This is a genomic window from Streptomyces sp. NBC_00078 (assembly GCF_026343335.1).
In the GTDB taxonomy this organism is placed as follows: Bacteria; Actinomycetota; Actinomycetes; order Streptomycetales; family Streptomycetaceae; genus Streptomyces.
In genome coordinates, this window is the sequence record NZ_JAPELX010000001.1 from 3,810,625 (window position 1) to 3,823,214 (window position 12,590).

Genomic DNA, 12,590 nt, shown 5'->3' on the forward strand with positions numbered 1-12,590 from the left:
CACACTCCACACCCCTCATCCGGTACCCGACGCCCGCGCCTCGAACCCCGCGCCCCGCGCCCGCGCCCGCGCCCACCAGCCAGCACCGCCACCCATCACCCATCACCCATCACCCAATTGTCGCGGTTCTGTCACGCGATGGCGTTCGTGGCTGTCGGCGGGAACCTCAGTGGTCGTTGATTGCCTCTTTGTCCACGCACTGGAGCGGATCACTCACATCACACGAACCTGGAGCAGCCCGTGACAACGGCGGACATTGCAGCGCGGCGAGTACTGGGGGCCTGTGCCGCCCTGATGGTCGGCGCCCTCACCCTCACCGGCTGCGGTGGCAACGCCGATGCCAGTTCGACCTCCGACAGCGGCAAGGACGGCGGCGGCTCGGCCAAGACGTCCACGGCGAAGATCGTCATCTCGGCGAAGGACGGCTCGACCGACGCGTCGATCAACTCGACCGGCGTGAAGGTCAGCAACGGCAAGCTGACCGACGTGAAGATGACCGTGGCGGGATCGGGGCAGGCCGTACCGGGTTCGATATCCGGGGACGGCGCTGCCTGGAAGCCGAAGGAGCAGCTGGAGCGCGGGACGAAGTACCAGCTCTCGGCGACCGCCAAGGACTCGGGCGGTCGTACGGCTGCCGCCAACTCCATCTTCACGACCGTCACTTCGGCCAACAGCTTCATCGGGACGTACACCCCGGACAACGGGACGACGGTCGGCGTCGGGATGCCGGTGTCGTTCAACTTCGACAAGGTGATCTCCGACAGGAAGGCCGTGCAGTCGCACATCACCGTCAGCTCCAACAGCGGGCAGAAGGTGGTCGGACACTGGTTCGGCGCGCAGCGGCTCGACTTCAGGCCCGAGGAGTACTGGAAGGCCGGCTCCAAGGTCACGATGAACATCGACCTGGACGGCGTCGAGGGCGCGAACGGTGTCTACGGGGTGCAGAAGAAGACCGTCACGTTCACGGTCGGGCGCTCGCAGGTGTCCACGGTCGACGTGAACACGCAGACCATGACGGTCGTGCGCGACGGCAAGACGCTCAAGACGATCCCGATCTCCTCGGGCAGCCCGGAGCACACGACGTACAACGGGCAGATGGTCATCTCGGAGAAGTTCGTGCAGACGCGCATGAACAGCCAGACGGTGGGCCTGGGCGGCGAGTACGACATCCCGGACGTGCCGCACGCGATGCGGCTGACCTCGTCGGGGACCTTCATCCATGGCAACTACTGGTACAGCAAGAGCAATCCGCCCTTCGGCAACCAGGGCACCAGCCACGGCTGCGTCGGACTCGCGGACGTGCAGGGCGCACAGGGTGCCACGCCCGCCAAGTGGTTCTACGACAACTCGCTCATCGGGGACGTCGTGATCGTCAAGAACTCCCCCGACAAGACCGTCGCGCCGGACAACGGGCTCAACGGCTGGAACCTGGCGTGGAGCGAGTGGGTCGCGGGCAGCGCCGCCTGATCGTCGCGGGCAGCGCCGCCTGATCGTCGCGGGCAGCGCCGCCTGATCGTCGCGGGCAGCAGGGCTGTCCCGATCGCCTCAAGGCCCGCCTGAGCAGGTGCTTCTGACGGATCATCGGGCCGTGTGGGAACGTCTCGCACGGCCCGGGCGTTTTCCGGGCGTACGTTTTCTCGGTTCCCGGACATGATGTCCGACCGAGGGGCTACGGTATGCACCCACAAGGTGACATGCAGCAACGCCGGGAGAAACCTTGAGCGTTCCGTACGAGACGGCAGCGTACGAACCACCCGAGTCGCCCGAGTCTCCGGAGGAGCACCTCGCGCGACTGCTCGGCCGTGCCCTGAACTCCTTCGAGCTGCCGGACGAGGCGATACAGCGGCTCGACTGCGCGCTGGCGCACGACAGTTCACTGCACTCCGCGCACCACAGCGCGGGGCTGCACCGCGAGACGTACCGGCACACCTGGCTGCTCGCCGACGGTTCGGCGCTGACGCTGTGGGAGCTCGTGCACAACACCACGCGCGGCGGCGACCCGCAGCACGAGGTGTACGTCGACGAGGAGGAGCTGCGCGCCGCGACCGGGCGCCTGCCGCTGCCACAGGACGAACCGGACTTCGAACTGCCGGTGACGGTACAGCTGTCGCCGATCCCCGCGCCCCGGCACGCGTATGTGCCGGACGACTCGGCGGATCACGCGCGCCGGCTGCTGCGGCGTGCGGAGAACGCGGACCGGCCGGGGTCGGAGACGGCCGCGCTGCTCGCCACGGCGTTCGCGCACCAGATCACACAGGCCTTCGGGCGCCCGTGCCGCGCGGGCCGCGCGGCACTCTGCTTCTCGCTCTACGAGCACGCCTTCCTGCTGCGTGACGGCGAGGAGGTCTCCCTCTGGGAGGTCGAGCACACGGCGACGCCCGACGGGCGGCACATGTGCGAGGTGTACGTCAGCGAGGACGCTGCCCGGGATGCGATGGAGCGGCGGGCAGCACAGGTTTCCTGAACGGCTGGCCCCCTGGTCAGTGCTGGTGCCCGCCCGGCCCCGCCTTGCCCGCCCGGCCTGCTCCGCCCGCCCCGCCCGGCCCGCGCGGCTTCTCAGCTGCCGTCGCTGAGCCGTCGTACGAGACCCGCGAACGCGTCCCTCTCCGCCGGGGTCAGCTCGACGTTCTCCAGCGTTGGCGCCGACCGGCGCTGACGCCGGAGAACGCGCGGCGTGCGGCCGGTGGACCGCACGACCGGTCCGAAGTAGCCGCGACGGGCGAGGCCGATCAGGACGAACACCCAGAAGGCGGCGGCGAAAAGGAGTATCGCCGCGCCCATCGACTGGAGAACCGGGACGTGCTCATCAGGCATGCGCCCCAGTAGACACCACGGTCCGGGCCTTCGGCCCGGACCGTGACGTATCTCGCAGTTGCCGTGAACAGGTCACAGCCCATCAAACAGCACCTCAAAGGGACAAGCCGAGCCCTACGCCGCCACCGGCTGCTTCGCCTCGGCCGACGCGGTGGCCGTGTCCCCGGCCGTGCCGGGGCTCACCGCGCCCGGTGCCGGCTTGCGCATCCCCTTCAGGACCACCACCAGTGCGGTCGTGACGCACACGCCCACCGCGATGGCGATCAGGTACAGGAACGGGTTGCCGATCAGCGGGACCACGAAGATGCCGCCGTGCGGGGCGCGCAGGGTGGTGCTGAAGGCCATCGACAGGGCGCCGGTGATCGCGCCGCCCACCATCGAGGAGGGGATGACCCGCAGGGGGTCGGCGGCGGCGAACGGAATGGCGCCCTCGGAGATGAAGGAGGCGCCCAGGACCCAGGCGGCCTTGCCGTTCTCGCGCTCGGTCTGTGTGAAGAGCTTGCCGCGGACCGTGGTGGCCAGGGCCATCGCGAGCGGGGGGACCATGCCGGCCGCCATGACCGCGGCCATGATCTTCATCGCGGAGTCACTCGGGTTGGAGACCGCGATGCCGGCGGTGGCGAAGGTGTACGCGACCTTGTTGACGGGACCGCCCAGGTCGAAGCACATCATCAGGCCGAGCAGGGCGCCGAGCAGGATGGCGTTGGAGCCGGAGAGGCCGTTCAGCCAGTCGGTCATGCCCTTCTGGGCGGAGGCGATGGGCTTGCCGACGACGACGAACATCAGGAAGCCGACGATCGCCGAGGAGATCAGCGGGATCACCACCACCGGCATGATGCCGCGTACCGGCGCCGGGATCTTCACCTTCTGGATCGACAGCACCACACCGCCGGCGAGCAGGCCGGCCACCAGGCCACCGAGGAAGCCCGCGTTGATCGTGGATGCGATCATGCCGCCGACGAACCCGGGCACCAGGCCCGGCCGGTCCGCCATGCCGTAGGCGATGTAACCGGCCAGGACCGGGACCAGGAAGCCGAAGGCCACGGCGCCGATCTGGAACAGCAGGGCGGCCCAGCTGTCCGTCTGGGTCCAGACGAAGTGGTTCATGACCGAGGGCGCGGACTTGATCTCGTATCCGCCGATCGCGAAGCCGAGGGCGATCAGCAGACCGCCTGCCGCGACGAACGGGACCATGTAACTCACGCCGGACATCAGCCACTTGCGCAGCTTGGTGCCGTAGCCCTCGCCGGACTCACCGGCGCGCTCGACCGGCGTGCCCGCGCCCGGGGCGGCGCCCGCGCTCACCTCACCGCGCTCCGCCTTCCCGCGCACCTCGGTGATCAGCTCGCCGGGGCGGTTGATGCCGGCCTTCACACCGACGTCGACGGTCGGCTTGCCGGCGAAGCGGTCCTTTTCCCGTACGGAGACGTCGTGCGCGAAGATCACGCCGTCCGCCGCCGCGATGACGGCCGGGTCGAGCCGGGTGAAGCCGGCCGAGCCCTGGGTCTCGACGACGACCTCGACGCCCGCCTCGCGGCCCGCGTTCTCCAGGGACTCGGCCGCCATGTACGTGTGGGCGATGCCGGTCGGGCAGGAGGTGACGGCGACGATACGGAACGGGCGCTCGTCCGGGGAGGGGGCGTCCGGTGCCGGGGGCGGTGCCGGGGCCGTGCTGCCCGCTGCGGCTTCGGAGGAGGCCGCCTCCGAAGCCGCAGCGGAGTCTTCTGCACCGGCCGCCGCCGGCTCGTCCCCGCGGATCAGTGCCGCCGCGGCCGTCGCGTCGCCCACCGAGCGCAGCGCGTCCGTGAACTCGGCGTTCATGAGCTGGCGGGCCAGCGACGACAGGATCGTCAGATGGGCGTCGTCGGCGCCGGCGGGCGCGGCGATAAGGAAGATCAGGTCGGCGGGGCCGTCGGCCGCGCCGAAGTCGATGCCGGCGGCGCTGCGCCCGAAGGCGAGCGTCGGCTCGGTGACGTGCTCGCTGCGGCAGTGCGGGATGCCGATGCCGCCGTCCAGGCCGGTGGGCATCTGTGCCTCGCGGGCGGCCACGTCGGCGAGGAAGCCCTCCAGGTCGGTCACCCGGCCCAGGGCCACCATGCGCTCGGCGAGGGCACGTGCCGCCGCATCCTTGGTGTCGGCGGACAGGTCGAGATCGACCAGGTCCGCGGTGATCATGTCGCTCATCGCGGGCTCCTTAGCACGCGTATCGCCCGGAGAGTGCCGTGGGCGGGGGTGGGGACGGGAGTGGGGAGGGGGGTGGGGAGGGGGGTGGGATCAGGGGTGATGGGGGCGGGGACGGGGAAACCTCGCCCCCATCGGGCGGCAGGGCGGCTCAGGTGGTCCTGCCTGCCGTCGGCCGCGGCGAGTAACCAGGAACCCGGCCGCTTCGGAGCCGGCCCGCACGGCGTGGGTCCGCACAGTACGTGACGCGTCATGAGACCGGCTCCTTCAGTACGCGATCCACCGGTACGTCGGCCGTGACCGTCACCGCCGCCGGGTCCAGGTCGGAGGGGGTCGGCATCACGCTGCCCGGCAGCTGGACGGCCGCCGCTCCGTGCGCGACCGCGGAGGCCAGCGCCTTCGGCCCCCTGCCGCCCGCGATCAGGAAGCCCGCGAGGGAGGAGTCACCGGCGCCCACGTTGCTGCGTACGGCACTCGCGTGGGCGCTGCCGTACCAGGTGCCCGCGGCGTCCACGAGCAGCTGACCGTCGGCGCCCAGGCTGGCGAGCACGGCGCGCGCGCCCATTCCGCGCAGTTCCTCGGCGGCCTTCGCCGCGTCGCCCACGGTCGCCAGGGGGCGCCCGACGGCCTCCGCGAGTTCCTCGGCGTTCGGCTTCACCACGTCGGGACGCTCGCGCAGCGCCGCGAGCAGCGCCGGCCCGGAGGTGTCCAGGGCGATCCGGACGCCCGCGGCGTGGGCCCGCGCGACCAGGTCGGCGTACCACTCGGGCGCGAGTCCGCGCGGCAGGCTGCCGCAGCAGGCGATCCAGTCCGCGTCGCGCGCCTGGGCCCGCACCGTCTCGAAGAGCAGCTCCTGCTCCTCGGCCGACAGCTCGGGACCCGGTGCGTTGATCTTCGTCAGCACCCCGTCCGCCTCGGCGAGCGCGATGTTCGAACGGGTGGCTCCGGCGATCGGCACCGGCGCGACCTCGATGCCCTGCGCGTCGAGCAGATCGGCGACGAGCGCCCCCGGAGCACCGCCCAGCGGCAGGACAGCGACCGTGCGCTGCCCCGCGGCCGCGACGGCGCGCGAGACGTTGACGCCCTTGCCGCCCGGGTCCATGCGTTCGCCGGTGGCCCTGATGACCTCGCCGCGCTCCAGCGACGGCACCTCGTACGTGCGGTCCAGGGACGGGTTCGGGGTGACGGTGAGGATCATGCGCGCACTACTTCCGTGCCGCCGCGCTCGATGGCGATGGCGTCTTCCGGGCTCAGCCCGCTGTCGGTGATCAGCAGGTCCACGTCGCTCAGGTCGCCGAAGCGGGCGAAGTGCTCCTGGCCGTGCTTGGCGGAGTCCGCGAGCAGCACGACGCGGCGGGCCGCGGCGACCGCCGCGCGCTTCACCGCGGCCTCGGCGAGGTCGGGGGTGGTCAGACCGTGGTCGGCGGAGAAGCCGTTGGCCGCGATGAAGAGGACGTCCGCGCGGATCTCGCCGTACGCGCGCAGCGCCCAGGCGTCCACGGCGGCGCGGGTGCGGTTGCGTACGCGCCCGCCGACGAGGTGGAGCTGGATGCCCGGGTGGTCGGCGAGGCGGGCCGCGATCGGCAGGCTGTGCGTGACGACGGTGAGCGAGAACTCCAGCGGGATGGCGGCCGCCAGGCGCGCCACCGTGGTTCCGGCGTCGAGGATCATCGTGCCCTCGCTCGGCAGTTCCGCGAGGGCTGCCTTGGCGATGCGGTCCTTCTCGTCGGCGGAGGTGCCCTCGCGCTCGGCGAGGTCCGGCTCGAAGTCGAGGCGTCCGGCCGGTATGGCACCGCCGTGCACCCTGCGGAGCAGGCCGGCGCGGTCGAGGGCCTTCAGGTCGCGGCGGATCGTCTCCGCCGTCACCTGGAACTCCTCGGCCAGCGACATCACGTCCACCCTGCCGCCGTCGCGGGCGAGCCGGAGGATCTCCTGCTGCCGCTCAGGTGCGTACATGTCCGTTCACCTCCGACTCATGCCCGAACTTGTGGTTTCGCTCGGAGGCTACGCCCGGATTTCCGAAAAGTAAACGGGTTCGGACGCCAGTCAGACATAAACGGGCGTCGTTGGGGAGAACGCAGCCGGAAGCAGCAGGGCCGTGCACAAACCCTGACGCCGTGCCACCGCGTCCGTAACCCGGACCGTGGGACCCAGCTTCACGGGGGGGGTGTCGTGGACGACAGGGACGACGACCCGCGCCTCCGCCCCGGCCGCCCGGATCATGAATGGCAGCGCGTCGTGGTCCAGGCGTTGACCGCTTCGCCGGTACTGGCGGACCGGAGCGCGCGAGCGACGCTGGTCGAACTGGTCGGGGACACGCTCGGGCGGCCGGTGCACCCTGCGCGAGCAGGCGACCGTACCGCTGCTGGAGCTGTTCCGGTTCTGCACCCGGCACCAGGACGGGCTGTCGGTGCTGGCGCGGCAGTTGCCGACGGTGGAACCGGGGTGCACCCAGGCGCCCTTCGTGCAGCGGCTCGCCGACGAGTGGACGGCAGTGGACGCGCTGGACGGACTCGCCGGGGTTCCAAGAGGTGCACGGGAACGCTCGCGCCCGCGCGGGACAGGATTCAGCACGCTGACTACAGGGTGCCCGCCGCCCGCACATCGCGGGAGGCGGGCGACGCCTTCCCGGTCACCCCACCAGCTCGGGAGCACCCTCGGACGCCGGCTCGCGCGCGGGCCCGCCGACGGTTTCTCCGGCGTCCGCGCCGTGGTCGGCCTCCGGCTGCGCGCCCGCCTCGGCGTGCTGCGCCGCCCGCCTCGGCAAGGCGAACATCAGCAGGAAGATGACACCCATCACGCCCGCGACCCAACCCAGCGCGTGCTGGAAGGCGTTCACGAACGCCGGCCCCAACTGAGCCCGCGTCAGCCGGTCGCCGATCTCGCCGAAGAACACCACCGAGACCAGCCCCAGCCCCAGCGCGTTGCCCATCTGCTGCACCGTGTTGATGAGCCCCGAGGCCGACCCGGCGTGCTCGCGCGGCACGTCCGACAGCACCGCGTCCGTCAGCGGGGCGACGATAAGGCCCATACCCACGCCCATCACGACCAGCGGCAGCGCCATCTGCCAGGAGGCGATCGCCATGCCGTAGCGGTCGGACTCCCCGATGTAGAGCAGGACGCCGACGGCCATGAGCAGTGCACCCGCCTGGAGCACCCGGCGGCCGAAGCGCGGCACCAGCTGCTGCACGGACAGACCGGCAGCCGTGGAGACGGCGATCGAGAACGGTACGCCGGTCAGCCCCGCCCGCAGCGGGCTCCAGCCAAGGCCGGTCTGCATGTACAGCGTCCACACCAGGAAGAACACGCCGAGCGCGACCCCGAAGACGGTCTGTACGGCGATCCCGGCCGCGAAGCTCTTCACACGGAACAGGGAGAGCTCGACCAGCGGGGAACCGTCCCGCGCCGCCTTTCGCTTCTCGTACGCCACCAGCGCCGCGAAGACGACGAGCGCGCCGGCCATCGACAGGTGGCCCCACAGCGGCCAGCCCAGCTCACGGCCGCGGGTCAGGGGATAGAGCAGCATCGTCAGGCCGAGGGTGACGAGGACGACCCCGACCAGGTCGAGCTTCAGCGCCCGCGGGGCCTTCGACTCGGTGATGAAGCGGCTGCCGAGGACCAGTCCCGCGATGCCGACGGGGAGGTTGATGAGGAAGATGGGCCGCCACTGAAGACCCCACAGGTTCCACTCCGTCAGCAGCGCGCCGAGCAGCGGGCCGGAGACGGCTCCCAGCCCCACGATCGCGCCGAACAGGCCGAACACCTTCCCCCGCTCGTGCGCCGGGAACGTGGCGTGCACGATCGACAGGACCTGCGGCACCATCATCGCCGCCATCCCGCCCTGCAGGATGCGGGAGGCGACCAGCATCTCCGGGTTGGCGGCGAAGCCGCACAGCGCCGACGCGGCGGTGAAGCCTCCGATGCCGATGAGGAACAGCCGCTTGCGGCCGTGGATGTCACCGAGCCGTCCCCCGGTGATCAGACCGGCGGCGAAGGCGAGCGCGTAACCGGCCGTGATCCACTGGATCTGGCTGACGGACGCGCCGGCGTCGCGCTGGATCGACGGGATCGCGATGTTGACGATCGTGACGTCGACGAGGTCCATGAAGGCCGCGGTCATCACGATCGCGAGAGCGAACCAGCGGCGGCGGTCCGCCACGGGGGCCGTACTCGGTACTGGTGTTTCTGTGGAGGTCATGTCCTGAACCTACGGCCTCACTAGGTCAGATCGTGTCCTAGTTGTGCGGCATCCTCGAACTCATGACGACGGACACCCCGGCCCGGCTGCTGCAGCTCCTCTCCCTCCTCCAGACGCCCCGCGAATGGCCCGGCGGTGAGCTCGCCGACCGGCTCGGGGTGTCCCGGCGCACAGTGCGTCGCGACATCGACCGGCTGCGTGAGATCGGCTATCCCGTGCAGGCCACGATGGGCGCGGACGGCGGCTACCGGCTGGTCGCGGGCAAGGCGATGCCGCCGCTCGTGCTCGACGACGAGGAGGCGGTGGCGATCGCCATCGGGCTGCGGGCGGGGGCCGGACACGCACTCGAAGGCGTGGACGAGGCGTCCGTGCGTGCCCTCGCCAAGCTGGAACAGGTCCTGCCCTCCCGGCTGCGCCACCGCGTCTCCACGCTGCAGGCCGCGACCACGCCGCTGACCAGCGGGGACGGGGCGAGCATCGCGCCCGAGACGCTGACCGCCATGGCGTCCACGGTGGCGGGGCGGGAACGGCTGCGGTTCGCCTACCGCGCCGGTGACGGGACCGAGTCACGGCGCCTGACGGAGCCCTACCGGCTCGTCTCGACCGGGCGTCGCTGGTATCTCGTCGCGTACGACCTCGATCGCGCCGACTGGCGGACCTTCCGCGTCGACCGGGTGCGCGAGCCGTTCGCGACCGGCGCACGGTTCGCCCCACGAGAACTGCCGACGGGCAGCGCGGCGGAGTATCTGCGGCGTTCGATGCAACGGCACCAGGAGTCGTACGACTTCGAGGTCACCTTCGCCGCCTCCGCGGAGGCCGTCGCGGCGCGCGTCCCGTCGTGGCTGGGCAGGCCGGAGCCACTCGACGCGGATTCCTGCCGGCTGCGCGGGCGGACCGGAGACGCGGTGGAGTGGCTGGCGGCCCGCCTCGCCCTCCTGGGCTTCGACTTCACGGTGCGCGAACCGGCGGAACTGGTGCAGTCCGTACGGGAGTTGGGCGCCCGGTTGGCCCGAGCGACGGGCGACTGACCCGCGCCTGCGCCAGACCGCCACGCCGCCATCCCGTCACAGCCGTCAGGGCTGTCAGACGTCAGGCCGCCATCCCGTCAGGACCGTCAACGCCGTCAAGCCACGACGCCCGCAAGGTCCGTCCACGGGAAGTCCCGTAGCGCGTCCAGGTTGCGCAGCGCCAGCGCGGCCGGTCCCCCGGGGCCGCTCGCCGGTGCCGTGCCTGCCGCCCAGCTCTCGACCGCCACGCGTACGGCGGCGCTGGCGACGGCTGCGGAGAAGCGCTGCGTGGAGGAGTGCCCGGAGCTTGCGGCCGCGTGCTTGCCAACGTTGTCGGAGCCGTCGGACCCACCCCGTCCTGCCAGTACCTCCGCCAGCCTCCCCTCCGTCGTGTGGCACACCTCCGCCCACACCTTGCCCAGCGCGGGGCTGGTGTCGCTCAGGCGGATCAGGGTGCGGACCAGTTCCCAGGAGGCCGCGGAGGCTCCCCGGCCGGGTGTCAGCGTGTGGCGTACGGCGAGCTCCAGGGCCTGCGGGAGGGGCAGGTCCGCGAGGGCTGCGGCCACCGCTTCGGTCCAGCGCTGGGCACCCACCGCATAGAGGGGCGCGACGGCCTCCTCCTTCGACGCGAAATAGCGGTAGAAGGTGCGCGGGGCCACTCCTGCGGCCTGGGCGATGTCCTCGGCGCGGGTGGCGCGAAGTCCCTGTTTCACGAACAGTCCCGCGGCCGCGCGGGCGATGTCCATACGGGTCGCGGCCTTACGTCGCTCGGTGAGGGAGACCTGCGCCGCCTGGGGGGAAGTACGGGGGTTCGATGCGGGGGTGGGGCTGCTCACACCGGCAGGCTATGCCCATGTGGCACAATCTGCCATCCGGCGGGCCACCCCGGCGTTCAGGTACGGGGTGCCCCGCCCATCAGCATGCCCGCGCGAAGAGAACCGGGCCCCGGCACCCGGGGGGAAGGGCGCCGAAGCCCGGCTCAGGGAAAGTCCCGGCACCGGGGGGGTGTGCGACGGGACTTGGTTCAGGGGGCCAACGGGGGGCCTGGACGGGATGGAACGGCGTGGGAGCGCGCGGGACAGCGAGTGACACAGGGCCCGAACTCCTGTGCCCTGAAGTCTTGTTCCCTCGGCTCTGACAGTTGAAGCGGCGTTACATCGCCATGTTTGCGCCGTCTTTCGCCACCCGGCGTGCGCCGCGCCCGGGCGTCGTACGCCACCCGGTCCCCACCGAGCACCGTACGAGCCCCGTCACCGCCCCTGGGCTCACCGCTCCCGGGCCGGCCGCTCTCGGCCTCGGCGGCGCTCCCGAGGCCGATCCCCGCCCCTCGGATTCCCGCCGCCCCTCAGGCCGCCGCCTCGAAGCCCGTGGACCGGGCCAGCTTCTTCAGCTCCAGCAGGGCGTGCTTCTCGATCTGGCGGATGCGCTCGCGGGTCAGGCCGTGCTTCTTGCCGACCTCCGTCAGGGTGCGCTCGCGGCCGTCGTCGATGCCGTAGCGCATCTTGATGATGGAGGCCGTGCGGGGGTCGAGGCGGCCGATGAGGTGGTCGAGTTCCTCGCTGCGCAGCAGGGTCAGGACGGACTGCTCGGGGGAGACCGCCGAGGTGTCCTCCAGGAGGTCGCCGAACTGGGTCTCACCCTCGTCGTCCACCGCCATGTTCAGGGAGACCGGGTCGCGGGCCCAGTCCAGGACGTCGATCACGCGGTCCGGCTTCGTGTCGAGCTCCTTGGCGATCTCCGCGGGCTCCGGGTCACGGCCGTGCTCGCGGTTGAACTCGCGCTGCACACGGCGGATCCGGCCCAGCTCCTCCACCAGGTGGACGGGCAGGCGGATGGTGCGCGACTGGTCCGCTATCGAGCGGGTGATCGCCTGACGGATCCACCAGGTCGCGTACGTCGAGAACTTGAAGCCCTTGGCGTAGTCGAACTTCTCGACCGCGCGCACCAGTCCGGCGTTGCCCTCCTGGATCAGGTCGAGGAGGGGGAGGCCGCTGCGCGGGTAACGCCGGGCCACGGCCACGACCAGGCGGAGGTTGGAGCGGATGAAGACGTCCTTCGCCCGCTCACCGTCGTCGACCAGGGCCTGAAGCTCCTCGCGGGAGGCCTCGGCCTTGGACTCCTCGTCTCCGTCGAGGACCTGTCGCGCGAACACACCCGCCTCGATGATCTGTGACAGCTCGACCTCCTTGGCGGCGTCGAGCAGCGGCGTGCGCGCGATCTCGTCGAGGTACATGCCGACCAGGTCACGGTCGGCGATCTCGCCGGCGTGAGCGCGAACACTGCTTGCCCTGTCGGCCGTCTCGCCGGTGGCGGACTTGCGACGGGCGACGGCACGGGTTGCCATGCGTGCTCCCTTGCGATGGTGGGCTGGCGGGTCATCTTCCAGAGGC

General features: G+C 71.4%; 11 protein-coding genes. 3 read left to right on the forward strand and 8 right to left on the reverse strand.

Annotated features, from left to right (window positions below; translation table 11 throughout):
- Nucleotides 1-240: 240 nt before the first annotated feature.
- Nucleotides 241-1,467 carry a L,D-transpeptidase gene (locus OOK07_RS17715; protein WP_266681387.1) on the forward strand — a complete coding sequence of 409 codons (1,227 nt, stop codon included), beginning with the start codon at nucleotides 241-243 and terminating at the stop codon, nucleotides 1,465-1,467.
- A 250-nt stretch (nucleotides 1,468-1,717) separates the two neighbouring features.
- Nucleotides 1,718-2,464: a DUF6227 family protein gene (locus tag OOK07_RS17720; RefSeq protein WP_266681389.1), complete on the forward strand. Its 747-nt coding sequence runs from the start codon at nucleotides 1,718-1,720 to the stop codon at nucleotides 2,462-2,464.
- 92 nt (nucleotides 2,465-2,556) lie between these two features.
- Here OOK07_RS17720 and OOK07_RS17725 read toward each other — a convergent pair whose 3' ends face one another.
- The 6 genes from OOK07_RS17725 to OOK07_RS17750 all read right to left on the reverse strand — a co-directional run bounded on the left by OOK07_RS17725 (nucleotide 2,557) and on the right by OOK07_RS17750 (nucleotide 9,193).
- Nucleotides 2,557-2,814 (reverse strand): hypothetical protein, encoded by a 258-nt coding sequence (locus OOK07_RS17725; protein WP_266681391.1) that lies wholly within the window; start codon nucleotides 2,812-2,814, stop codon nucleotides 2,557-2,559.
- Nucleotides 2,815-2,928: 114 nt separating this feature from the next.
- The gene (locus tag OOK07_RS17730) at nucleotides 2,929-4,998 is read right to left on the reverse strand and encodes a PTS fructose transporter subunit IIABC (protein WP_266681393.1); all 2,070 of its coding nucleotides are present in this window, start codon (nucleotides 4,996-4,998) and stop codon (nucleotides 2,929-2,931) included.
- Nucleotides 4,999-5,245: 247 nt separating this feature from the next.
- Nucleotides 5,246-6,193 (reverse strand): 1-phosphofructokinase, encoded by a 948-nt coding sequence (pfkB, locus tag OOK07_RS17735; RefSeq protein WP_266797344.1) that lies wholly within the window; start codon nucleotides 6,191-6,193, stop codon nucleotides 5,246-5,248.
- Nucleotides 6,190-6,951 (reverse strand): DeoR/GlpR family DNA-binding transcription regulator, encoded by a 762-nt coding sequence (locus OOK07_RS17740; protein ID WP_266681397.1) that lies wholly within the window; start codon nucleotides 6,949-6,951, stop codon nucleotides 6,190-6,192. The genes pfkB and OOK07_RS17740 overlap by 4 nt, the downstream gene beginning before the upstream one ends.
- A gap of 90 nt (nucleotides 6,952-7,041) precedes the next feature.
- A complete protein-coding gene (locus OOK07_RS17745; RefSeq protein ID WP_266797346.1) occupies nucleotides 7,042-7,446 on the reverse strand; it encodes a hypothetical protein in 405 nt (134 codons plus the stop codon).
- A 181-nt stretch (nucleotides 7,447-7,627) separates the two neighbouring features.
- The gene (locus OOK07_RS17750) at nucleotides 7,628-9,193 is read right to left on the reverse strand and encodes an MFS transporter (protein WP_266797347.1); all 1,566 of its coding nucleotides are present in this window, start codon (nucleotides 9,191-9,193) and stop codon (nucleotides 7,628-7,630) included.
- 62 nt (nucleotides 9,194-9,255) lie between these two features.
- Here OOK07_RS17750 and OOK07_RS17755 point away from each other — a divergent pair, with 62 nt between their 5' ends.
- A complete protein-coding gene (locus OOK07_RS17755) occupies nucleotides 9,256-10,221 on the forward strand; it encodes a helix-turn-helix transcriptional regulator (RefSeq protein ID WP_266681401.1) in 966 nt (321 codons plus the stop codon).
- 95 nt (nucleotides 10,222-10,316) lie between these two features.
- Here the strand turns inward: OOK07_RS17755 and OOK07_RS17760 are convergent, their stop codons facing one another.
- Nucleotides 10,317-11,036: a TetR/AcrR family transcriptional regulator gene (locus OOK07_RS17760; protein ID WP_266681403.1), complete on the reverse strand. Its 720-nt coding sequence runs from the start codon at nucleotides 11,034-11,036 to the stop codon at nucleotides 10,317-10,319.
- A gap of 509 nt (nucleotides 11,037-11,545) precedes the next feature.
- Complete coding sequence (locus OOK07_RS17765; protein WP_266681405.1) at nucleotides 11,546-12,544, reverse strand: sigma-70 family RNA polymerase sigma factor; 999 nt, start codon at nucleotides 12,542-12,544, stop codon at nucleotides 11,546-11,548.
- Nucleotides 12,545-12,590: the final 46 nt, after the last annotated feature.